This window comes from Gabonia massiliensis (genome assembly GCF_001403595.1).
Classification (GTDB): domain Bacteria; phylum Bacteroidota; class Bacteroidia; order Bacteroidales; family Coprobacteraceae; genus Coprobacter; species Coprobacter secundus.
In genome coordinates, this window is sequence record NZ_LN877938.1 from 433,307 (window position 1) to 456,422 (window position 23,116).

Annotated in this window: 19 protein-coding genes; 7 read left to right on the top strand and 12 right to left on the bottom strand. The window is 43.5% G+C overall.

The features are described 5' to 3' along the window. Positions 1-127: 127 nt before the first annotated feature. Entirely contained in the window at positions 128-370 is a 243-nt protein-coding gene (locus BN2628_RS03950; RefSeq protein WP_044229919.1) for a hypothetical protein, read from the bottom strand. A 318-nt stretch (positions 371-688) separates the two neighbouring features. Between BN2628_RS03950 and pheS the strand changes: the two genes are divergently transcribed. The 3 genes from pheS (at position 689) to BN2628_RS03965 (ending at position 3,024) form a co-directional block, all read left to right on the top strand. Next, positions 689-1,708 (top strand): phenylalanine--tRNA ligase subunit alpha, encoded by a 1,020-nt coding sequence (gene pheS / locus BN2628_RS03955; protein WP_044229921.1) that lies wholly within the window; start codon positions 689-691, stop codon positions 1,706-1,708. 106 nt (positions 1,709-1,814) lie between these two features. After that, positions 1,815-2,462: an endonuclease III gene (nth, locus tag BN2628_RS03960; protein ID WP_044229924.1), complete on the top strand. Its 648-nt coding sequence runs from the start codon at positions 1,815-1,817 to the stop codon at positions 2,460-2,462. A gap of 4 nt (positions 2,463-2,466) precedes the next feature. Further along, positions 2,467-3,024, top strand: a complete 558-nt coding sequence (locus BN2628_RS03965) for a pentapeptide repeat-containing protein (protein WP_044229927.1) — start codon at positions 2,467-2,469, stop codon at positions 3,022-3,024. A 16-nt stretch (positions 3,025-3,040) separates the two neighbouring features. Here the strand turns inward: BN2628_RS03965 and ybaK are convergent, their stop codons facing one another. The 6 genes from ybaK to BN2628_RS03995 all read right to left on the bottom strand — a co-directional run bounded on the left by ybaK (position 3,041) and on the right by BN2628_RS03995 (position 12,177). After that, positions 3,041-3,532 (bottom strand): Cys-tRNA(Pro) deacylase, encoded by a 492-nt coding sequence (ybaK, locus tag BN2628_RS03970; protein WP_044230009.1) that lies wholly within the window; start codon positions 3,530-3,532, stop codon positions 3,041-3,043. Between the two features lie 296 nt (positions 3,533-3,828). Further along, on the bottom strand, positions 3,829-4,518 hold the full coding sequence (gene gpmA / locus BN2628_RS03975; protein ID WP_044229929.1) for a 2,3-diphosphoglycerate-dependent phosphoglycerate mutase: 690 nt from the start codon (positions 4,516-4,518) through the stop codon (positions 3,829-3,831). 497 nt (positions 4,519-5,015) lie between these two features. Further along, a complete protein-coding gene (locus BN2628_RS03980; protein ID WP_044229931.1) occupies positions 5,016-5,789 on the bottom strand; it encodes a LytR/AlgR family response regulator transcription factor in 774 nt (257 codons plus the stop codon). A 17-nt stretch (positions 5,790-5,806) separates the two neighbouring features. Next, positions 5,807-6,868, bottom strand: coding sequence for a sensor histidine kinase (locus BN2628_RS03985; RefSeq protein ID WP_055096092.1), 1,062 nt, complete (start codon positions 6,866-6,868; stop codon positions 5,807-5,809). Positions 6,869-6,918: 50 nt separating this feature from the next. Further along, the gene (locus BN2628_RS03990; protein ID WP_044229938.1) at positions 6,919-7,824 is read right to left on the bottom strand and encodes an efflux RND transporter periplasmic adaptor subunit; all 906 of its coding nucleotides are present in this window, start codon (positions 7,822-7,824) and stop codon (positions 6,919-6,921) included. A gap of 18 nt (positions 7,825-7,842) precedes the next feature. Continuing rightward, on the bottom strand, positions 7,843-12,177 hold the full coding sequence (locus BN2628_RS03995) for a CusA/CzcA family heavy metal efflux RND transporter (protein WP_044229940.1): 4,335 nt from the start codon (positions 12,175-12,177) through the stop codon (positions 7,843-7,845). A gap of 432 nt (positions 12,178-12,609) precedes the next feature. On the opposite strand from BN2628_RS03995, the gene BN2628_RS04000 reads away from it, so the two are divergent. The 3 genes from BN2628_RS04000 to BN2628_RS04010 all read left to right on the top strand — a co-directional run bounded on the left by BN2628_RS04000 (position 12,610) and on the right by BN2628_RS04010 (position 15,544). Then, positions 12,610-13,371 (top strand): exodeoxyribonuclease III, encoded by a 762-nt coding sequence (locus BN2628_RS04000; RefSeq protein WP_044229942.1) that lies wholly within the window; start codon positions 12,610-12,612, stop codon positions 13,369-13,371. 6 nt (positions 13,372-13,377) lie between these two features. After that, positions 13,378-14,454: a DNA polymerase IV gene (gene dinB / locus BN2628_RS04005; protein ID WP_044229943.1), complete on the top strand. Its 1,077-nt coding sequence runs from the start codon at positions 13,378-13,380 to the stop codon at positions 14,452-14,454. A gap of 547 nt (positions 14,455-15,001) precedes the next feature. After that, positions 15,002-15,544 (top strand): recombinase family protein, encoded by a 543-nt coding sequence (locus tag BN2628_RS04010; RefSeq protein WP_021930736.1) that lies wholly within the window; start codon positions 15,002-15,004, stop codon positions 15,542-15,544. 513 nt (positions 15,545-16,057) lie between these two features. Here BN2628_RS04010 and BN2628_RS04015 read toward each other — a convergent pair. The 5 genes from BN2628_RS04015 to BN2628_RS04035 form a co-directional block, all read right to left on the bottom strand. After that, positions 16,058-17,179, bottom strand: coding sequence for a glycosyltransferase family protein (locus BN2628_RS04015; protein WP_044229946.1), 1,122 nt, complete (start codon positions 17,177-17,179; stop codon positions 16,058-16,060). 73 nt (positions 17,180-17,252) lie between these two features. Further along, positions 17,253-18,041, bottom strand: a complete 789-nt coding sequence (locus BN2628_RS04020) for a UDP-2,3-diacylglucosamine diphosphatase (RefSeq protein ID WP_044229949.1) — start codon at positions 18,039-18,041, stop codon at positions 17,253-17,255. Positions 18,042-18,193: 152 nt separating this feature from the next. Next, positions 18,194-19,474 carry an ammonium transporter gene (locus tag BN2628_RS04025; RefSeq protein ID WP_270569028.1) on the bottom strand — a complete coding sequence of 427 codons (1,281 nt, stop codon included), beginning with the start codon at positions 19,472-19,474 and terminating at the stop codon, positions 18,194-18,196. Positions 19,475-19,667: 193 nt separating this feature from the next. Next, positions 19,668-20,015, bottom strand: coding sequence for a P-II family nitrogen regulator (locus BN2628_RS04030; protein WP_055096094.1), 348 nt, complete (start codon positions 20,013-20,015; stop codon positions 19,668-19,670). Between the two features lie 12 nt (positions 20,016-20,027). Beyond that, positions 20,028-20,726 (bottom strand): hypothetical protein, encoded by a 699-nt coding sequence (locus tag BN2628_RS04035; protein ID WP_074023961.1) that lies wholly within the window; start codon positions 20,724-20,726, stop codon positions 20,028-20,030. Positions 20,727-21,249: 523 nt separating this feature from the next. Here BN2628_RS04035 and mutA point away from each other — a divergent pair. After that, a complete protein-coding gene (gene mutA / locus BN2628_RS04040; RefSeq protein WP_055096098.1) occupies positions 21,250-23,115 on the top strand; it encodes a methylmalonyl-CoA mutase small subunit in 1,866 nt (621 codons plus the stop codon). Position 23,116: the final 1 nt, after the last annotated feature.

Sequence of the window (23,116 nt, forward strand, 5' to 3'; positions counted from 1 at the left end):
AAATCCCCCCAAAAAAGCTCTACCATTATACTCAACGTCCGACCACACAAAAGGATTAACTATCAAATGATTATATGGAATCTAAAAAGTAATAAAGATTCATTCTGGTAGTTGTTATATGAACTCATCAGACCGAAAAATAGACGGCAGCAATGTAGGTTATTGAATAACATATCAATTCTATTTCAGCTATTCTTCGCTGAGAGTATATCAAAACAGACAACCAACGTATGAATCTCGCACTGCTGAGTTGCTGTACGTATCCTGAAGAAAAGAAACGATTGAGAAAAAGTATTGTTTTTAATGCAATAAAAGAATGTAGAGCAGTAACCTGTACGATATAGAATGTTGCATAATCAAATTTTTCCATATTCTGCTTGTACGGGTTACTTTAAAGCTTATTAGCATTTTGCCCGGGTAGAAGCTTTGTGGATTATTTTTATTGACGGGAAAAAACGGGAAAAACGACCGGATAATATATTGGAAAATTCAGACAAGCTCTTGGACATAAGTCATCAAGATTAGCTATATAATATCGAAATAAAGTGATGTATCGTTTGCAAAACAATGCTTACCCGGCTTTGTTTTTTATGGGAAATAACTTTCTTCCGATAATTTTTGCGCATTATTATGAAACAAAGCAGTTTCTTATTAAATTTGCATCTGAAAAACAGAAAACAAGATCATCATGCTTGATAAAATCAATCATCTTAAAGCAGAAATAGAGTCTCTGAAGGCTTCTAAAGCTGACGAGATAGAAACTCTGCGTATAAAATACCTGAGTAAAAAGGGCGAAATATCACAGCTTTTCAATGACTTCAGGAATGTAGCGGCTGAGCATAAAAAGGAAGTAGGAAAGTTGTTGAATGAACTGAAAGAACAGGCTCTGACCAAAATAAATGACCTGAAAAATGAATTGGGCAGCGAAGAACAGGATGCTAATCTGATAGACCTAAGCCGTACATCGTATCCGATAGAGCTAGGTACACGCCATCCCATATCTCTCGTAAAGAATGAAATTTGCGAAATTTTCGGGAGATTAGGTTTCTCTATTGCCGAGGGTCCCGAAGTGGAAGATGACTGGCATGTATTCTCGGCACTGAATTTTGCCGAAGACCATCCTGCCCGCGATATGCAAGATACATTTTTCATACAGCGTAGCCCGGATGTACTGTTACGTACACACACCTCATCGGTACAAACCCGCATCATGGAGCACAATCAGCCTCCTATCCGCATCATTTGTCCGGGACGGGTTTATCGTAATGAAGCTATCTCGTATCGGGCACACTGCTTTTTCCATCAGGTAGAGGCTCTGTATGTAGACAAAAATGTATCGTTTGCCGACTTGAAACAGGCTTTGTTGTTCTTTGCCAAAGAAATGTTCGGCCCGGAAACCAAGATACGGTTGCGCCCGTCTTATTTCCCATTTACCGAACCATCGGCAGAAATGGATATATCTTGCAACTTATGCGGGGGTAAAGGTTGTGCATTCTGTAAACATACCGGCTGGGTAGAGATTCTGGGTTGCGGTATGGTAGACCCGAATGTACTCGATGCCTGCGGAATAGACAGCAAAGTATATACCGGTTATGCCCTGGGTATGGGTATAGAACGTATAACGAACTTGAAATATCAGGTAAAAGATTTGCGCATGTTCTCGGAAAATGACCAACGATTCTTACAGGAATTCGTGTCGGCTCATTGAGCATCGGTGTACAATCTAATCTAACTTTATACAAAAGGCGCTGGGGACGAAGGGGGCATGAATACCCGGTCGGTACTGCGTCTTTTGCCGTCTAATTGTTATACTCATGAGAATACAGGAAAGATATGACAAAGTTATAGAATGGTTCTCGACGAACGTTCCGATAGCCGAAACAGAGTTACAATATAAAGACCCGTTCCAGTTGCTTATAGCTGTCATCTTGTCGGCTCAATGTACTGACAAAAGGGTAAACATGATAACTCCTCCCCTGTTCGAGGCTTTTCCTACTCCGGAGGCTCTTGCCGCCACGACTCCGGAAGTCGTATATGAATATATCAAAAGTGTCTCTTACCCCAACAACAAATCGAAACATCTGGTAGGAATGGCGAAAAAACTTCTCAGTGACTTCAACGGGGTCATCCCCTCGGATGTAGACGAACTGCAAAAGCTGCCTGGTGTCGGTCGCAAAACGGCTAACGTAATCGCTTCGGTGGTTTTCAAAAAAGAGGCTATGGCTGTAGATACTCATGTGTTCAGGGTATCGAACAGAATAGGTCTCACCAACCAATCAAAGACTCCTCTCGAAACGGAGAAAACTCTTGTCAAGCATATACCCGGCCACTTGCTGCCTATCGCCCACCACTGGCTAATCTTGCATGGACGTTATATCTGCGTAGCTCGCAAGCCTAAATGCCTCGAATGCGGAATACGGGAATATTGCAAATATTTCAATGGACCGGACAAAAGCAAATAAATAAATGGACAACTTGACATTCGATAAATATACTTTTGCTACGGACGAGCTTTCGGGAAAAGAATTTTCGGAATGCACTTTTTCCAATTGCAATTTTAGCGGAATGCGCCTTTCGGGAAGTGTATTTATGGAATGCCGTTTTGAAAATTGTAATCTGTCGCTTTGCCAAGTCGTGGGGACAGGATTCCAACAGGTTCACTTTTCAGATTGCAAATTATCCGGTGTGGACTTTACCGCCAGCAGGGATTTTCTTTTTTCGGTACAATTCAACCGTTGCATTATCGAATATGTCCTATTTTCCCGTAAAAAGATGAAAAAGACACATTTCTCGGAATGCCGTATTTGCGAATGCGACTTTGCCGACTGTGATCTCACCGAAGCGGTATTCTCTCATTGCGACCTGAGCCGAACGGCATTTTACCACACCACGCTGTCAAAAGCCGACATGAGAACAGCTTTTAATTTCCATATCGACCCTGAAGAAAATAACCTGAAGCAAGCTCTGTTTTCTCCGGAAGGTGCCATTGCCCTTTTACAAAAATACAAATTGGTTATCGGCTGAACCGATTGCCGACCGGCTATACTCCGTCATGGGCTATCTCTCCCGAACGGGCATCGACGAATGCCATCAGCTCTTGAGGGGCTATCTTTATCTGCAATCCCCGGATACCGGCACTTATATATATGTAGTCGAAAAGCGATGCGCTGGCATCGATATATGTAGGGAAATGTTTTTTCATCCCTATCGGTGAACATCCTCCTCTTATATAACCGGTTATGGGCAACAGTTCTTTCATCGCTATCATCTCGGCACTTTTATTACCTGAAATTTTAGCCGCGGCTTTTAAATCGACCTCTTTATCACCGGGTATCACACATACAAAAATGCCATTGCGATCGCCCCGTAGTACTAAAGTCTTGAACACTTGCCGTATATCTTCTCCCAACTGTTCGGCAACGTGCGTAGCTGCCAGATTGTTCTCATCCACTTCGTAAGGAATGAGCTCATAAGAGATTCCGGCTTTGTCCAATAATCGGGCGGCATTGGTCTTGTTTATCTTCATACTCATCGTCTTTATCCTTAAAAGCTTGTTTAAATTCCACCACAAAAATAACCTATTCAGAACTTCTTTGTATCTTTTTCCGGTCCGGTTTCCCATTTTCATTCGTCAAGCTATCGGTTATCTTTCTCACAAAAACAAAAAGATATCCTCGAATAAAGATTTACAAAGCTGAACCAGCGAATTTTAAACCGCTCTAACAACAAGGCAAATTTAATGAATAATGCAATTATATTTACTTATAACTTGTTTTTTCTGCTTTTGCCCGTCAAACCACCTGCTATTATGGGTGTTGGAAAAGTATTTCACCCGAGGAAATAATATTTAAGTGTTTTCAACTCTTTGTCCAGTTCAAATATTACAGGTTTCCCGACCGGTATCTCAACCTTGACAATTTCTTCCGGAGTGAGTTGCAAGAGATGCATTTCCAATGCACGCAAACTATTCCCATGGGCTACAATCAACACCGTTTTTCCTTGCTTGACAACAGGTGCAACATCGAGTTCCCAACAAGGCAATACTCGATTTACCGTATCTTGTAATGACTCTCCATGTGATAACAAAGAGGCATCTATACCTTCATAGCGTATATCATGTGCCGGGAAACGGGGGTCAAAGTCCGATATCTGAGGCGGTCTCGCATCATAGCTTCTGCGCCATATCATTACTTGCTCTTCACCGTATTTCTCGGTTGTCTCCGTTTTACTCAATCCTTGTAGTGCTCCGTAATGCCGTTCATTCAGTCTCCAGTTTTTTATCACCGGAACCCATAGCAACCCCATTTCTTCGGCTATTATATACTGAGTTTTTATGGCTCTCTGCAAATAGGAAGTATAACATGTATCGAACCGAAAGTGAAATGATTTCAAAAGGTCTCCGGCATGCCGTGCTTCTTCTTTTCCTTTTTCCGATAAATCCGGGTCGGACCAACCCGTAAAACGGTTCTCCTGCTCCCATATACTTTCACCATGCCTCAGTAGTATCAATTTATACATTTTATAGTGTATTATTGGTTTGTCTTTCGTTTACCAATAAACGCTTCGAATAGTAAAATCGTTCATCCGGTGACAAACCCTGTCTAAATTTTATTTTATGACACACCGACTATGCTTACCGGCAATCATCTATATATAAATCGACTATTCGCATTATTTACTTACAAAGGGGCTGAGAAATAAGTGGGGTTATCCAGTTTTCAACAACTCTTTGCCGCTTTTTGCCTTTTGAAAGAAGAAAACATGAAATTACCCCTATATTAAAAGCAATAATTCCAAGTTTCTCGAATGATATTTTTTTGTAGGCTTACGAACCATGTAATAAAAAGCAAGAAGCGGGCTTTTGAGAACCTCTTGTCCAATGCAGTACGAATCCTGGGAATTTAGAGATTACGATGCTCATTAAGGTATTTGTTGGATTTCATCCGACGTTTTTGTGCCATGACATAGCTCGAACTAATCCGGCTCTGCCCGTTTGGCTGAATCAAAACGCTCTTTTAATATGAAGTACTACTTCCGGTCAGCCACTCCTTGAACTCTCCTACCCGGTTCTTGCTGACTACAATCTTCTCGGGCGTGGCAACCTGCAAATTGACAATCACACGTTTATTGAACCATAGACTGATATCTTTCACTGCTTCTCTGGCTACAAGGTACTGGCGATTGGCCCGAAAGAATCGCTTCGGCTCCAGACAATCAGCAAGTTCATCCAAAGTCCGGTTGATAACATACTCCCCGCCTTGCATCGTGACTGCTTTCACAATACCATCTGCAATGTAGAAACAGCAAACGGTATTTACTGCGAGAGGCAGGAGCTTATCGCCCTTGACAGGCACCAATAAATGTGTCTTGTAATTCTCTTCCCGTTTTAAGGCACGCATCAATGTCCGGAGGTCCGGTTCGGCCGGACGAACAGTACGAAGTTGCTTCAGTTTGGCAAGCGCGGCACGCATCTCCTCCTCTCCGATAGGCTTGAGCAGGTAATCAATGCTGTTGACCTTGAAAGCCCGCAACGCATATTCATCATAAGCGGTAGTAAAGATAATGGGGCAAGTGATGTCTGTGTGTTCGAATATCTCGAATGCCGACCCGTCTGCCAAATGTATATCCATGAAAACCAGTTCGGGCATAGGATGCGCACGGAACCAATCAATAGCGTCCTCCACACAGTCCAGCACATCAATCACTTCAATATCGGGGGCTACCAGTCCTAACACAGCTTTCACGTTGCGAACAGCCGCTTTTTCGTCTTCGATAATCAGAGTTTTCATTGCAATCTATAAGTTTTTCAGGGTTTCATAAGAGGAATACAAACGCGGAAACGGCCATCCGCCTCCGTTATCTTGATTTCTTTGCCCAATAACAGTTCGTAACGCTTGGCAAGGTTGACTAATCCTATGCCCGTTCCAGAAGAGACTGTGCGGCGGGGCTGCAAAACATTCTCCACAAAGAGAGAAAATGTACTGTCGGCAGGGCTTCTTATTATCCCGATTTCGATAACAAAAGGTTTCCGGCTGCTGATTTCGTTATGCTTTACAGCATTTTCCACCAATGTTTGTATGGAAAGTGGCGGCAGTACATAATCCAAACAGCGAGAATCTACCTCAACTATGAAATGCAGGTTATCTTCATAACGCATCTTCATCAGGTAGATATATGCCTCTACGAAATCCATTTCTTCGCGGAGGGTGACGACATGCGTATCGTTCTCTTTCAAAGTGTAGCGCAGCACGTGAGAAAGTTGGCAGATATAATCCTGTGCCCGTTCAGGCCCCTCTCGTACCAACGACTGCAAGGTATTGAGCGAATTGAACAGCATGTGAGGATTCAGCTGGTTCTTCAGTGCCTGGTATTGGTTGCGTACATTCTCAGCCTGCAACTCCCCGTTCTGCAACAACATGGCCTGCCACTGAGCGGTCAGGTAATAGATATAACAAGTGCCTGTGACAACAATACTCATCATAAAATCACGTACCGGATGCAAGTAATGGTGTACAGTAGCATCGATAGCGGGAATGCTGAAATGATGGTGCAGGAAAACGAATGCTCCCCCTAATGCCTTGCTCAGCAACCATACAAGGATAAAAGAAAGTGCTACTTTCCACCATGTCATGCGGTTATTCGGACGATTGAACTTGAAAAAGACAGTGTTCACGACAAAAAGTGCCAGAAGAGAAAGAAAGGCGTAGCCTACTTCAAAAAGCACATCGGCCAATGACATATCCGGGAAAAGCGTACGTTGCTCCTGCGCATCTGAGAGCGATACCAATTCCGGGAAATGGATAAGAAAACTGACAGCTAGCGACACTACCACCGTCAACTGGACGTATTTCCTGTTTGTCACGCACATAGTTGTCTTTATCTGGGTTCCGACATAGGAACAAAGGTACAAAATCCTTTTCATTCTCCTGTCATCCGAGCAGAAACATACATACCCGGACGGAAGAGCGGACTGGCATCTGCCACCTCGGCATAGAGCTCGATAGACCTATTGGTATTGTCCACCTGCTGCCCTATGGATACTATCCTTCCGTGAAAAACCGTATCCCCCAGTCCGTTAACACGGAACTGTATGGAACTACCGGTCTTCACTGCCTCCAAATCTTTCTCATAAGCAATCAGGCGTATCATAATCTTTCTTTTATCTATGATGTCACAAAGAGAAGTTCCGGCTTCAAGATACTTGCCAAGATTGGCTTGCACGTTGCAGACATAACCACTGATGGGCGCTATAACCTCCATATAAGGCGATATGCCATTGGCAACCAACTTTTCAGGGTCGATATCCAGCAAGCGGAGTTGAGCATCGGCAGCTTGCAGGCGGCTCTTCATCGACAAATAATCGGCTTTGCTCTGCTGTAGCTTTTTCTGCGAGGCAGCCTCTTCCCGCGATAGATTCTGTTGCCGGCGATACTCAGCTTCTAAATATTCCAATTGCGCCCGGCTATCCAGATAGGTCTGCTGTAACATGATAAAATCCGGATTTTCTAAAATACCTATAAGCGTGCCTTTACGGACATAAGTACCGGGCAGTGGCAGAAGTTTACTTACCACTCCTCCCATTGTGAGTGTGACGGAGACAAAGTTCTGGGGAGGAATAACCAAAGTGCCATTGAATGATGCCGGATTGGCTTTGGCAGTGGCCCCAGTTGTCCCATCTACATGCAAAGAATCCTCAGGCCGAGCTGTTTCGACCATCGTGTCCACAGAATGGACAGAAAGGCTTGTCGTGCCTTCATTCTGTTTATCGGAAGCGTTGCAAGATGCCAGTAACAGGGCTGCAACCGAGAAAATCATCTTTTTCATTTCGATGCGTAATTTTTTTTATTGGTGATACAATTCATATTCAAGTGCCGCAACGTTATATTGGTAGACGGTTTCGACATATCCTTTCCTGATTTCCAATGCGGCATTCATACTCTGGACATACTCGCTGATATCCGTTTCGCTCTCGCGAAATTGCAAGTCGGCGGTCTTCATCAGGTTATCTGCTTCGACCAATGCACTTGCTGTATAGTAACGTATGCTCTCACCATATCGCCGAAGGCTGGCACGCAGTTCCGACACTTTCAACTCCAGATTGCGACGGTCAGCCTCAGCTTGCATCTGTGCTTTGTCCATTTCGAACCTTGCCTGGCGGACTTTGCTACGTTGCGGCAGAAACCACACGGGAAAAGAGACGCCCACCATCCAGGAATCCAATCCCTTATCGGGCAAAATATTTTGTCTTACATATCCTACGGACAGTTCCGGGAAAAAACGGCTGCGCTCCACATTCAACATCGCCCTCTTTTCCTCGGTCTGACTTTGGATATAGTTCAAGTGAGCTTCGGATAGCGAACACGTATCCAAATCAACCGGATAAAGCTGAAGCTCCATATCGGCTGGCACAAGCGGCATATCGGCATAGCAGATCCATTGAAAACGAGAAGCGGCCAATTTGAGCTCCTCTTCCGCCTGAAAGAGCTTGTTGCGCATATCAGAGGCAACAGTAGCGGACATACTCTTTTCGAGCCGGGTGATTTCGCCCTGTTTATAACGCAATTCTCCCGCCCTTTGCAATCTGTCTGCCAGACGACTTTGTTCACTGTACATATCCTTCAAATTCCAAGCATACAGGTAATAGGCCCACGCACGCTTCACCTCTGCTTTCACTTCTTTCTCCACCATCTGCTTGTAGAATGAGCCAGTGGCCACCTGCTTGTTGACAAGGACATTCTTGTAGAAAGGCACGAGCAGCGAACCGAGCGGTTGCGAGACAGCAGTCTCCTTGTCTTTTCGCTCAACCCCGTTCAGTTGTCCCCAAGAATAGGAAAACTCAGTAGCGCCCAATTCCATCACTTCACCCCGAACGGCCCGAAGGCGTTTGATGTCGCTGTCAGCGATGCGCAAACGTGGGTTGTTTTGCAAAGCCATTTCCAATGCTTGTTTCAAAGTGACGGTTCTTGCCGTACCTTCTTGTGCCTGAACAGGCAATGTGACCGCGGTCAACAACAACAGATAGCTGCCGAAACCGAACCACTTTCTCATTTTGCTATATCGTAACATAACTGTAGAATTTACTATGTGATAAAATACCGGAATAATGAGCAACGTCAGTGTAGTAGAGACAATAAGCCCGCCAATTACTACTGTAGCCAATGGCCTCTGCACCTCGGCTCCGGCAGAAGTGGCTATAGCCATCGGCACAAACCCAAGTGAGGCAACCAGCCCTGTAAGGAATACCGGACGAAGCAAGTGCGGGCAGCTCTTGCGGATTATACGCGAGGTACACAGCGGGTAATGGGTGCTCTTACGGACTTCCTTGAAATGGTTTATCATCAGGATGCCGTTGAGTACCGCCACACCGAAAAGCGCAATGAACCCTACACCGGCCGATATACTGAACGGCAACCCGCGTAACCAAAGAGCCACAATGCCTCCGATAAGCGACAAAGGTACCGTACTGAACACTATCAGCGTATAGGTAACAGACTTGAAAGCGAAGAAAAGTAACAACAAGATGAGCATCAAGGCAATCGGAATAACTACGAGCAGTGTATCAATGGCGTTTTGCAGATTTTCAAATTGTCCGCCATAAGAAAAGTAGTAACCGGGCTTCAGCTTGATATTTTTTTCCAACGTTGCCTGTATGCCCTGCACTACCTGCTGTATGTCAGCATCACGCACGTTCACTCCGATAACGATACGCCGTTTCGTAGCATCACGGTTTATCTGCAAAGGGCCGTTGACCAAATCGATGGTTGCCACTTCACTCATCGGTATCTGTATGCCTTCAGCAGTGCGCACAAAGAGCTTATCCAAGTTCAGGTCTTTCACTTTGTCATAATCCAAGCGGAGTACAAGGTCAAAACGACGTTCGTTTTCGAATACCACACCGGCGGCTTCACCTGCATAGGCTGTGCGCACGATAGTATTCAGTTCCTCGATGTTGATGCCATAACGGGCTATTTTTGCCCGGTTATAATTTACCACTAATTGCGGAAGCCCCATCGCCTGCTCTACGATAACGTCAGAGGCTCCCGGAATCTTTTCAATGTAAGCGGCTGCCTCCTTTGCTTTATCATAAAGTTCCGCCATGTCCTCGCCATAAAGCTTGACAGCGATGTCGGCTTTGGCTCCCGTCATCAGCTCATTGAAACGAAGCTGGATGGGCTGGGAAAAGTTAAACTCGGCACGGCCAGCCAATGGTTCTAAAGCAGCTTTCATCTTTTCCACCATCTCTGCACGGTCGGAGGCACTGGTCCACTCCTTGAAAGGCTTCATCACAATCATCACGTCGGCATCTTCTACCGCCATCGGGTCAGTAGGAACTTCTGCTGTACCGATTTTGGCTACTACATGCTTTATCTCAGGAAAGCGTTCTTTCAAAATCTTCTCCGCCTGGCAGGATACTTCTATGCTTTCGGTCAGCGAACTGCCTGCAGGGAGCGTCATCTGCATGGCAAAGTCGCCTTCGTCAAGCGTAGGAATAAACTCCGCCCCTAATTTTGTAAATAAGGCCATGCTGCCTGCCAAAGCCAAAAATGCAATGAAAACCGTCAGACGGACATGGTGCATACAGACTGCCAGAATCTTCATATAGACAAGGTTCAACTTATCAAAGAAACGGTCGGCAAACACTCGTTTTCCTTTTACCTCCCGTTTCAGGAAGAGGGAAGCCATCATCGGGACATAGGTAAGCGACAGCAACAAGGCTCCGATGATGCAGAACACCAATGTCTTTGCCATCGGTGTGAAGTATTTCCCTTCGATGCCCGTCAGCGTCAGGATAGGGAAAAACACAATCAAGATAATCAGTACGGCAAAAGTGGCCGAACGCGCCACTTTGCTTGCGCCTTTTTCTATTTCGGCATCCATCTCTGCTTGCGTAAACTTGCGTCCTATGAATTGCCGCCCGTAAATATGAGCCAGTATGCCTTCCAGAATAACAATGGAACCGTCCACCACAATTCCAAAGTCTATCGCCCCCAAGCTCATCAAGTTGGCAGAAACTCCAAACACGCGCATCAAAATAAAGGCAAACAGCATGGCAAGCGGAATGACAGAAGCTACAATCAACCCGGCACGCACATTGCCGAGAAACACAATCAGTACCAAAAATACGATGACCGCACCTTCTATCAGGTTACGGATAACGGTGGAGATATTCCGGTCCACCAATTCCGAACGGTTCAGGTAAGGCTCAATGCTGATGCCCTCGGGCAACATCTTTTGTACTTGTTCTACCCGTTTCCCAAGTTCGGAAGTGACAACATTGGCATTAGCCCCTTTCAGCATCATGGCAATGCCACCCACACACTCCCCTTTCCCATCGATGGTCATGGCTCCAAAGCGCTTGGCACTTCCGAAACGTACATCAGCCACATCACTTACGTGTACGGGGATACCGTTACGGTTTGCCACTACAATGTGTTCTACATCCTGCAAGCTGCTTATCATTCCTTCCGAACGGATATAATAGGCTCGGTTCACTTTCTCGATGTAACTGCCACCCGTATTCTGATTGTTACTATTCAACGCTTCGAACACTTCCCCGATGGTGATATTGAGCGAGTAGAGTGCATCCGGATCCACTGCTACCTCATATTGCTTCAGGTTACCACCGAAACTATTAATTTCCACGATACCGGGAATACCGGACAACTGCCGTTTCACGATCCAATCCTGAATGGTGCGCAGCTCCATCGCATCGTATTTGTCCTCATAGCCGGGTGCCACCTGCAACGTATATTGGTAAATTTCACCCAGCCCAGTGGTAACAGGCATCAACTCCGGAGTACCTAATTCCGGAGGAATCTCACTTATCACGGTCTGTATCTGTTCGTTGACAAGCTGTCGCGCCTGTAAGGTAGGAACACTTTCTTTGAATACTACTGTCACCAAGGAGAGCCCGAAGCGACTGACTGACCGGATTTCCTCTACGTTCATGATATTACTCATGGCTATCTCGACAGGGAAGGTAATCAACTGCTCCACCTCTTGCGGTGCCAATGTGGGTGACACGGTGACAATCTGCACCTGATTGTTTGTAATGTCCGGCACTGCGTCGATGGGCAATGTCAGCATGGCATAAATACCTCCGATAAGGAGAAAAATCGTCGTCAGGCCGACAAAAAGTTTCTTCCTGACAGAGAAATGTACTATTGCATCAAACATCTTATAGCATTGTTTTCATTTATATATCGATTGATGATACAAATGTAGAAAAGCATAAAGAGATCAGCTATAAAGAATAAAGTGAAATGGAACAAACGGGTAGTGAATGGAAAGAAACAGGCAGTGAAATAACTATTCGGGAGATTGTCTCTTGGCTTACTTTATTGTATTTATATTGTAGGATCATACTCTGGCTCTTCCCCAGAATATCTGCGTGTGTAAGTACATCTAAAATTCCTCGTACTACCGGTTCAACACTATCCTTGCTTAAGAGCTTGTCTAACTTTTCCGATAAGAAAATTCCAAATCTAACCCGAGCAAAATTCAGACAGACTCTAAGGGGAACAATCGTATTTATACATTTTTTAGGCTCAATAATTGCGTATATGTTTATTGCTAATTACTTTTACTTTTAAAAAACATAAATGGTATATGAAAATCATCACGTATAATGTAAATGGCATACGGAGTGCCTTGTCCAAAGGGTTGACAGACTGGCTGGCCGAGGAATTGCCCGACGTACTGTGCCTGCAAGAGACCAAAGCCCAACCCGAACAAATCCCGACCGAAGTATTCGAGGCTATCGGATATAAATGTTATTTTTATTCGGCAAAGAAAAAAGGATATAGCGGTGTCGCTTTACTCTCCCGCAAGGAGCCCGACCTTGTAGCTTATGGAATGGGTATGCCTCAATATGATGACGAAGGCCGTTTTCTCCGCGCAGATTTCGGAGACCTATCTGTCGTCAGCGTATATCATCCGTCCGGGACATCGGGCGACGAACGCCAAGCCTTCAAGATGGTATGGCTCGAAGATTTCCAACGGTATGTTCTCGAACTGCAAAAAAGCTGTCCCAACCTTATTTTATGCGGTGATTATAACATTTGCCATGAGGCCATAGACATTCATGATCCGATACGTAATGCAAAGAACAGCGGTTTCTTACCGGAGGAACGGGAGTGGATGAGCCGTTTCTTGTCGTCCGGATTTACCGATAGTTTCCGCTTTTTACATCCCGACTCCCAGGAATATACCTGGTGGAGTTTCCGATTCAATGCCCGTGCCAATAATAAGGGGTGGCGCATAGATTATTGCATGGTAAGCGACTGTATGCGACAAAGGCTCTTGGATGCTTCTATCTTACCGCACGTAAAGCATTCGGATCATTGTCCCGCAGTTCTGGTTATCAAATGACGTAATATGGAAAGTCTTCCTGTTCGGAAAATTATCCATATCGACATGGACGCTTTCTATGCTTCGGTGGAACAACGCGACCATCCTGAATACCGGGGCAAAGCGATTGCGGTGGGACGGGATGAATCGCGAGGAGTGGTGTCTACAGCCAGCTATGAGGCTCGTAAATACGGTGTGCGTTCGGCCATGCCTTCGACTCGTGCGCGGGAATTGTGCCCCAACCTGATATTCGTCCCCGGCAGAATGGCTGTATATAAGGAAATATCGGCCCAGATTCATGAAATATTCAGGGAATATACCGATATTATAGAACCGTTGTCTATCGATGAGGCTTTTTTGGATGTTACTCATAATAAAAAAAATATCGAGCTGGCTTCGGACATCGCCCGGGAAATAAAGGAGAAGATAAAGGTGCGTACTCAGCTGACGGCCTCGGCCGGAATTTCGTTCAATAAATTTCTGGCCAAGATAGCTTCCGATTACCGAAAGCCTGACGGATTGTACGTCATTCACCCGCAAAAGGCTCTTGACTTCATTGCCAAACTCCCTATTGAATCTTTCTGGGGTGTGGGGAAAGTTACTGCCCAGAAAATGCATAAATTGGGTATCCACAATGGGCTGCAACTGCGACAATGCTCTCTGGAGTACCTTACGCGCCAGTTCGGAAAGGCCGGTCAACTGTACTTCGACTTCTCTCATGGTATAGATAACCGTACGGTAAATCCTGAGCGCGAAAGGAAATCGGCAGGTTGTGAAAGGACATACGAAAAAGACCTGACAGAAAAGATGTCGGTCATCATCGAATTGTATCACATTGCCGTAGAACTGAGCGAGCGCCTGAAGAAATCAGAATTCAAAGGTAACACTCTCACTTTAAAGATACGTTTTTCGGACTTTTCGACTCTAAGTAAAAGTATCACCATCGGTCAGGCTTTTACTTCTCTCGAAGAGATACTGCCCCATGCCAAAAATCTGCTCAAAGAAACACATTACGAAAATCGACCGATACGCTTACTCGGGCTCTCGGTATCGCATCCATTAAGCGACGAACGCTTTCCCCGACAGTTGCGCATACCTTTTTAGAAGGAACAGGTGGAAAATAATTTCCGGAGATGATGACTTGTTCAAATTTTCGCAATAAAAAAGTATGTCTGACCCTTTTGTAAGGAAATAAAACTTTCACAGATATTCAATATTTTCCGTTCAATTTATATTTTTAATAAACAATTTTATTTCGAAATAATCAAAATATTTTGCCCTCTGATGTATTGCATCACAAATATTTTATATCTTTACCTGCGAAATCCAAACAAACTTTAGTAAAAAATAATACTTAATATAATAACATTCTTAACAAACGGAATAGGACAATAATATGAGAATCCTAAAATATTTATATTGTCGCAATGCTTATTATTCATATATTTTAGTTCAAGGAAATTATCTTTGATTTCACACTCTGCTAATATAATAATATCATATCTTTATAAAAAAACAATCCGGCTTTCCGATTAGAAAGAAAAAAGGTAATTTTAATTTATATATTAAGGATTCATTTTTTACTATTCTAAAAAAGCGGATATTCACATTAACCCCAAATATATAAACAGGAATTTTAATATATCATATTATGAAAAAGGGCTTCATCAGGGTGTCAAAGAATGCTGAGCAACTGCAACAGGAAATAAAAAAACTAAACCAGCACGGAGTACCTTCTGATTCTATTTTTTTGGAACGCAACCTTTCTCTGGTATTACCGCAATTAGAAAAGGGTGACACGATTGTAGTCTGTTCTTTGGCCCATATTTGCACGGGGATGAAAGACTTGTTATCCATCATATGCGAAATACTGAAGAAAGGGATAGGGTTTGAATCGGTCGATGAATATAAACTGCAAATCTCGCCTGAAGATACCCAAATCATAGATTTGCTCTCGAGCCTGAACCGCTTCAGACAGGATATTGCAGGATTGCGTATCACCGAAGGACTGGACAAAGCGATAAATGAAGGGAAAAAACTGGGACGGCCTTCCGGCATGACTTCTCAAATGGCTCATAAAATAAAACTGGCCAAACATATGTATGAGATGAATCAAATGTCTATTTCCCAAATATGCCGCCAGTTGAAACTTAACCAAGGTTCTTTCTACCGTTATATCAAATATAACAAATAAGCTTACTTGAATTTTTTTTGATAAAAGTAATTTCGGGCTGTTTTCCCGTTTGCATTCGTCAAATAGCCCGCTATTATCTTTATAAAAATGGAAAAACAGCTTCAAAGAAATTGCCCCAATTGGTTCGGGCTCCAAGTTATATTTTACATCGCTCGGCAGCATCTTGTATAGAGCTGCTTAAGTCACGCATCTCTCCGCAACATACCTCTTAGTCCCTTCTCAAGAGGTGAAACAAATACTATAACACTCTCATTTACAATAAAACTTCCCAAGCTCACCTCTGGAGAGGGGTCGGGTGTGTGTGACGCCCGAGCATAGCTTCTTCAAATCAAAAAACTCTTACTAAAGACTAACAAATATTGGCTCGCAGCACTAATACCAACTGCCCGAAATAGTTCAGCCTTGTCGCACTTCTCTCCGTAACACACTCCTTAGTCCCCTCTCAAGAGGGGAAATAGACACTATAAAAGATATTCTCAAACGGACACGAACAAAAGCTAAACAGGGGAGTTATTACCGATTGTTTAACGAAAACGGTATATTTGCAGGATACAACATCGTATCGTATAGTGCCTGCAATTCGGCGAAAATCAATGAGTCGGCATTGGCAACCCATCTTCTGAAGGCTGTATTTTTCTTATAATCAGGTATGTAATCGAGAAGCTTGTTCAGGTCGAAAGTATCGGATACGATACCGGCTCCTACTTTCATCGCGTCGAAGGCGTTACACTCCTGTTCTATATGGACAGGTACCATCAGTACAGGTTTCTGCAAATAGAGGGCTTCACAAACCGACTCAAAGCCGGCCGTAGTCGAGTATGCCTTACATCCTGCCATATAATAAAGGAACTTTTTATCGTCGATACGGTGTAGGGAAAGGTTAGCGTCTACAGTCATATCAGAGGGTGCATCCTGCTTGTCCCAAAAGAAATCGAGTTTCGTATCGGGATGGGCCTGATGCCATTTTTTTATTTCTTCTATATATCCGCTATTGAGTACATATCCATGTATGTAGTCTCCATCGGCAATCTGTAACTGCATCACTTCTTTTCTCAACAGAGGCGGCACAACGATAATACCCCGCTTATAATCATCGGGCATCGGGTAGAATGATAACGCCAGTTTCTTAGAGGCTCCTAAAGAGGTCATCCGAGTGAAAAAGCGAAGAGAAAACATAGGGATGGAAAAAGTCTTCTTGAAGCGGAATTTACGGTGCAAAAACATGTATTGATGCCCGACACAGACCATCGGGACTTGAGGGGAAATAAAGAAATAGGTAAGGCCTGTGAGCAGTTCGTAAAAATTGACGACTATATCGGGTTGGTATTCGCGTATTTTACCTCTTATGAACTTCATCCCCGAAACATAACGGGGCAACCGAAGCAGATTATATAATGTACTTTTCACCAGATTGGGGCGCTTGTTCTGCGCTGTAGGCAAGAAATTGGGACTTACGAAAGATTCAACAGGAGTCTTCATCTTCGAGAGAAAATATTCCGGTAAGCGGCGGTGTTCGCTCTTCCCTACCAGGCACGCTACCACTTCGTCTCCTCTACTGCGAGCCAGTTCTTGCATCACCAATGCTTGTGTAAAATGGCCTCTACCCTCTCCCTGAATTATAAATAATAGTTTCATATTGTCATTTACATTTGACTTATATCCAAAAAACAAGTTACCATATGTCCTTGTTCACTCTCCTGTCCGGGTTTTATGATGCTACCACCCACTGTTCGGCGGAGTCATTGTTCAGAAGGCACTCTTCATATCGCCATATTTCCCAACAGCCATCGGTATGCTCTATCAATGCACTTAACGATTCGACCCAATCTCCTGAGTTCAAATAGCGAATATTTCCGTACCAACGGTCTGCCGGCTGATGAATGTGTCCGCATATAATGCCATCGAAGTGGCGGCTTGCAGCAATGGTCGCCAACTCTTTTTCGAAATCGGAAATATAGGATACGGCCGATTTTACTTTATGCTTTATCGATTGTGAAAAGGAGTAATAGGGCTTGCCGTTTTTTTGCCGGTAGTGATTTACGATTTTGTTCATCCACAGGAGCAATGTATATCCGTAATCGCCCAACTTGGCGAGCCAGACCATCCTGGTGCATATATTGTCGAATATATCACCATGAGTCACATAATATCGTTTACCGTGAGAACAATGTATATAATCGTTTACAAATGAAACCGAGGAGAGTGTCAACGGCAATATCCTGTCCAGGAAACTATCATGATTGCCTCGGACATAGATGACTTGTGTACCGTGATTTTCCATCATTTTCATGATAACTTTTACCAGCTCGGTATATTCTCTTTTCCATCGTCCGAAGGGATTGCGTTGTAACTTCCAGCCATCCAGTATATCCCCGTTGAGGATGAGTTTGTCACAGTCTACATTTTTAAGAAACGATGTCAGTTCTTTGACTTTGGCATGCTCCGAGCCGATATGTACATCTGACAGGATAACGGTAGAAACTTTTGTTCTCATCATAGTATATCTATTTTACTGATACAAAGAAAGGGGGGATATATTGCTTCAGCATGACAGACCGATGTTGTTTTCATGTCGTATCCATTTCAAAACTATGAAAAGAGGAGCAATTTCTCCCGAAACAGCTCCTCTGCTTGCCAAAAATCGGCTATTTAGTTATATGCAGTCTCTCCATGTTCATAAATATCAAGTCCTTCTTCTTCGATACGGGCAGGGACTCGTATTCCATAAATTTTGTCTAATCCTTTAAAAACTATATACCCCATAAGTGCTGCCCAGGCTCCGACAGTGACAGAGCCAAAACACTGTGCCAAGAAAAAGTTCGGTCCGGCTCCATAAAGCCAACCATCCGCCGTAGCAAATAGTCCAGTCAAAATAGTTCCCAAAAAACCGCAGACTCCATGTACCGATGAAGCGCCCACAGGATCATCAATCTTTAACACATGGTCGATAAATTCGACAGCATAGACCATGACAACACCGCAAATAATGCCGATTGCCACAGATCCGAAAGGCGAGACCAAATCGCATCCTGCCGTAATTCCGACCAACCCTGCCAAAACTCCGTTCAATGTCAAAGATAAGGAGGGTTTTCCGTACTTAAACCAACTGGTAAACAAAGCGAACAGGCCTCCAGCACATGCGGCTAAATTTGTTGTCAAAAATACATGTGATATAGCAGTCCGGTTTTCGATTCCTGCAGCAGCCAATTGAGAGCCGGGATTGAACCCGAACCATCCGAACCATAATATAAAAACGCCTAATGCGGCTAATGTCAGACTATGTCCCGGAATTGCTCTCGATTTTTTACTTTTATCGTATTTCCCGATGCGTGGACCAAGAATCGCAGCTCCGACCAGGGCTACAACTCCTCCGACCAGATGTACCACTGTGGAGCCAGCGAAGTCATGAAACGGAACGCCAAATGCCGTCATCATAAAACTCCCTTCGTCAGCGTTCATCAACCAGCCTCCACCCCACGTCCAATGCCCGGAAATCGGATAGATAAACACGCTGATAAACACCGTATATACCAGATACATAGAAAATTTTGTGCGCTCGGCCATTGCCCCGGAAACAATTGTTGCCGATGTAGCACAAAAGACTGTCTGAAAAATCAAGAACCCTTCTATCGGCAAACCATTGGCAATAATCTCATCCATAATTTCCAAATCGAAGAAATGCGGTGTCCCGACAAATTTTCCGATTCCAAACATCAATCCGAAACCGATAAACCAAAACAAAATCGAGCCGAACATAAAATCAATACAGTTTTTCATCAAAATGTTAGTCGTGTTTTTGGTGCGGGTAAATCCGGCTTCGACTAATGCAAAACCCGGCTGCATAAAAAATACCAACATAGCAGCCAGCAACATCCAAACCGTGTCAATGGATGCATTCGTATCTGCAATCATTTCCATAATATTGGTCATACGGACACTTTCTTCCATATCCGGCACTTCTGCCCGAAGAGTAGCCATCGGGAAAATACTCAATACTGCCATCATCCAGATATATCTTCTATTCCGGATTTTCTTATCTTTACTTTTCATAACTTTTACTTTAAAAAAAAGATACCTAAAAACTAATCTTCTTCACCTTAAAATTGATAACCTGACTATTTTTTTATTGGGCATTATAGAGAGCGATATCTCCATGCTCGCCTGTACGTATACGGACAGCATCGTCTATGGGTATTACGAAAATACGTCCATCTCCGACTTCGCCGGTCCATGCCGCCAGTTGTACAGCCTGTACCGTTTTTTCGACATTAATATCCCGGACAATGATAGAGACAAGTGTACGCTCTATACAACTCGTGTCATAAATAACTCCTCGGTATATGCGTTCTTCCCGAGCCTTTCCTACACCTCTGACATCATAATAAGAAAACCATTCAATATCAGCAGCCAATAAGGCTTCCTTCACATCTTCGAATTTGGTTTTTCGAATAATAGCTTCAATCTTTTTCATATTTTACAAAAATTAGAATGAGACGCCTGCAATCAGATAAGCTTTATCTGTCGTCGGATTAAATACAATTCCCGCAAATAACGGTAAAGAGAAGGACTGCGTTATCGGTATGGATTTCTCTCCTCTCATCGATATATCCACGACATTAAACTTATCAGCATAGATTCCTCTCCAAGGAGTGATGCCTACCCCGGCTGTCATATCGATACTCCAAAGCCTAAAGGGATAAGATAACTGTACATAGGTAGAATAAGTACGTTTCTTGTCGTACGAGGCATCTGCTCCGGCAAAATAGGTGTTCCAACTCAAGGACAAAGGAAATTTTTCATTAAAAGTATACCCGAGTGTGGCCTCGAATGTATGGGATGTCTTGCCGTTTCTATACTTAAAATAATTATACTCCACCCCGTCAATTTCATTAAAATAATAATCGGTTATGGCTACTTCAAAACCTTTGAATACATAGCCCAAGGCCAAATCCAATTCCAAATCGGGAGATGTCAAATCTGTAGACCCCCATGCTCCGAATGTCAAACCTTTGTACTCTATTCCCAAAGAAGGCTGAATACTAACAGATCCACAATAGGACCCGCGCCAGATATAACTGCTTACACAATCGGCTCCTACTGTAATTGATTGAGATTTTGCCTCCGAGAAGAATACACCAACCCATGATAATATGACCCACACAATCACTTTTTGTCTTTTCATTTTTTCCAAGTTTAAGTTACCAGCATCAAGAAACATACTTATAACATAATGTCGACATATATCTAAATAATAAATCTTTTTGCTATAAATACACAGCAAAAATAATCAATATGAAATAGTATAATTAATATATATAACTTTTTGTTTTGTTGTATATAATAATAAAAGAAATATGAAAATATTTTCGCCAAAAAGATGTCATTTTGAAATATATACTATATTTTATGTAACAATTTATTATACCGGAGAAAAGAAAAAGGTTATCAGCAATCTTTTGTACATAAAATTTTACATAAGAAGATGGGTCTAAAATCTACATCATTCGTTAAAATTAATTAGAGAAACCAGCAGAAAGGGATGTTTTTATTATGGAAAATTTTCTTTATTGAAAAGTATTATTGTACATTTGTGTTTATCTTTCGTTTATCTATGGAATTGCGAAGGGTTGAATAGGACCTCCTTTCGTAAGAACGGGAGATATGTTGTACTTTAAATCACTAATAAAAAAGAGAACGAAAACACTATGGCAGATTGTAAAGAAAAGCTGTTCGACCAGTTTCCTCCGGTTTCTACGGAAGAATGGATGGAAAAAGTGACAGCAGACCTGAAAGGCGCAGACTTCAACAAAAAGCTCGTGTGGCGCACGAATGAGGGCTTCAATGTAAAACCGATGTATCGTGCCGAAGATACGGAAAATCTGAAAACCACCGATTCCCGTCCGGGCGAATATCCTTATATCCGAGGGACGAAAAGCGATAATAACTGGCTCATCCGCCAGGAAATCATCGTAGACGACGTAACGGTTGCTAACAAAAAGGCAAACGATATTCTGACAAAGGGTGTCAACTCTCTGGGATTCCACGTCGAAGAGACTCATATCACTCCTGAAAATATGGCTGCCTTGTTGAAAGATATCGATGTGGAAAATATCGAAATCAACTTCCATACTTGTATAAAAAATGCAGCCAAGCTTATCGAAACCACAGGGGCTTATTACAAATCTATACATGTAGATACGACTAAGGCTAAAGGTTCGTTTAACTATGACCCCTTCAAGCGGATGTTGAAACGGGGACGCGACTTTGCCAACTATGCGACACAAGCCGCATCGCTTATCAAATCGGCATCGGAGTTGTTACCTAAATTCAGAGTCGTTTCGGTAGATGCTGTCATGTTCAACAACGCCGGGTCATATATTTCCCAAGAGCTGGGATATGCGCTGGCCTGGGGTAATGAGTGGTTGTCAGCCTTGACCGAAGCAGGATTGAGTGTGGATGAAGCAGCCAAGCAAATCAAATTCAATTTCGGTATTTCCTCGAATTATTTTATGGAAATTGCGAAATTCAGGGCTGCCCGTATGTTGTGGGCCCAGATTGTGACGGCTTACAAACCGGAATGCAACTGCTCTACCAAAATGAAAACTCATGCGCAAACGTCGGAATTCAACATGACGGTGTATGATGCTCATGTCAATCTTTTACGTTCGCAGACCGAAACGATGTCGGCTGCACTGTCGGGCGTGGATTCGATTACGGTAACTCCGTTCGATATCACGTACAAGACACCGGACGACTTCTCTGAGCGTATCGCACGCAACCAACAACTCTTATTGAAAGAAGAGTCCCATTTCGACAAAATCGTAGACCCGGGCGCAGGCTCTTATTATGTTGAGAACCTGACTATCTCCATTGCAGAACAGGCTTGGAAACTGTTCCTTGAAACGGAGGATAAAGGCGGATTCTACCAAGCAGTAAAAGACGGCTATATACAAGACCAGATAAATGCTTCTTCCGTAGCCCGCCATGCTGCCATAGCTCGCAGAAAAGAGATATTATTGGGTTCGAACCAATATCCGAATTTCAACGAGACTGCTGCCGGAAAAATCGAGAAACAGGATTCTTGCGGATGCGGGTGCAACCACAATCATACATGTGAACCGGAATTTGCAACCCTGAAATTTGACCGGGGTGCCAGTGATTTCGAGGCATTACGTCTGGCAACAGAGCGTTCGGGCAAACGTCCCAACGTATTTATGCTGACTATCGGCAATCTGGCTATGCGTCTGGCCCGTTCTCAATTCTCAAGTAACTTCTTTGCTTGTGCGGGATATAAAATCATCGATAACTTAGGCTTCGATACGGTACAAGCCGGTGTAGATGCAGCTCTTGAAGCAAAAGCCGATATTGTAGTATTGTGCTCAAGCGATGACGAATACGCAACGCTGGCTCCTGAAGCTAAAAAGGCTCTCGGGGACAAAGCTATCTTAGTGGTTGCGGGTGCTCCTGAATGCATGGACGAATTGAAGGCTCAGGGTATCGACCAGTTTATCAACGTCCGCAGCAACGTATTGGAAACATTACAAGCATTTAATGCCAAGTTATCTATTTAAA

Coding starts and splice junctions, on each gene's coding strand:
- BN2628_RS03985 (WP_055096092.1), bottom strand. CDS start 6,868: ATGTGCGTGACAAACAGGAAATACGTCCAGTTGACGGTGGTAGTGTCG.
- mutA (WP_055096098.1), top strand. CDS start 21,250: ATGGCAGATTGTAAAGAAAAGCTGTTCGACCAGTTTCCTCCGGTTTCT.
- BN2628_RS03980 (WP_044229931.1), bottom strand. CDS start 5,789: ATGAAAACTCTGATTATCGAAGACGAAAAAGCGGCTGTTCGCAACGTG.
- BN2628_RS03990 (WP_044229938.1), bottom strand. CDS start 7,824: ATGAAAAAGATGATTTTCTCGGTTGCAGCCCTGTTACTGGCATCTTGC.
- gpmA (WP_044229929.1), bottom strand. CDS start 4,518: ATGTATAAATTGATACTACTGAGGCATGGTGAAAGTATATGGGAGCAG.
- BN2628_RS04025 (WP_270569028.1), bottom strand. CDS start 19,474: ATGACCAATATTATGGAAATGATTGCAGATACGAATGCATCCATTGAC.
- ybaK (WP_044230009.1), bottom strand. CDS start 3,532: ATGAGTATGAAGATAAACAAGACCAATGCCGCCCGATTATTGGACAAA.
- BN2628_RS04015 (WP_044229946.1), bottom strand. CDS start 17,179: ATGAAACTATTATTTATAATTCAGGGAGAGGGTAGAGGCCATTTTACA.
- BN2628_RS03965 (WP_044229927.1), top strand. CDS start 2,467: ATGGACAACTTGACATTCGATAAATATACTTTTGCTACGGACGAGCTT.
- BN2628_RS04035 (WP_074023961.1), bottom strand. CDS start 20,726: ATGAAAAGACAAAAAGTGATTGTGTGGGTCATATTATCATGGGTTGGT.
- BN2628_RS04030 (WP_055096094.1), bottom strand. CDS start 20,015: ATGAAAAAGATTGAAGCTATTATTCGAAAAACCAAATTCGAAGATGTG.
- BN2628_RS03995 (WP_044229940.1), bottom strand. CDS start 12,177: ATGTTTGATGCAATAGTACATTTCTCTGTCAGGAAGAAACTTTTTGTC.
- dinB (WP_044229943.1), top strand. CDS start 13,378: ATGGAAAGTCTTCCTGTTCGGAAAATTATCCATATCGACATGGACGCT.
- pheS (WP_044229921.1), top strand. CDS start 689: ATGCTTGATAAAATCAATCATCTTAAAGCAGAAATAGAGTCTCTGAAG.
- BN2628_RS04020 (WP_044229949.1), bottom strand. CDS start 18,041: ATGATGAGAACAAAAGTTTCTACCGTTATCCTGTCAGATGTACATATC.
- BN2628_RS04000 (WP_044229942.1), top strand. CDS start 12,610: ATGAAAATCATCACGTATAATGTAAATGGCATACGGAGTGCCTTGTCC.
- BN2628_RS04010 (WP_021930736.1), top strand. CDS start 15,002: ATGAAAAAGGGCTTCATCAGGGTGTCAAAGAATGCTGAGCAACTGCAA.
- BN2628_RS03950 (WP_044229919.1), bottom strand. CDS start 370: ATGGAAAAATTTGATTATGCAACATTCTATATCGTACAGGTTACTGCT.
- nth (WP_044229924.1), top strand. CDS start 1,815: ATGAGAATACAGGAAAGATATGACAAAGTTATAGAATGGTTCTCGACG.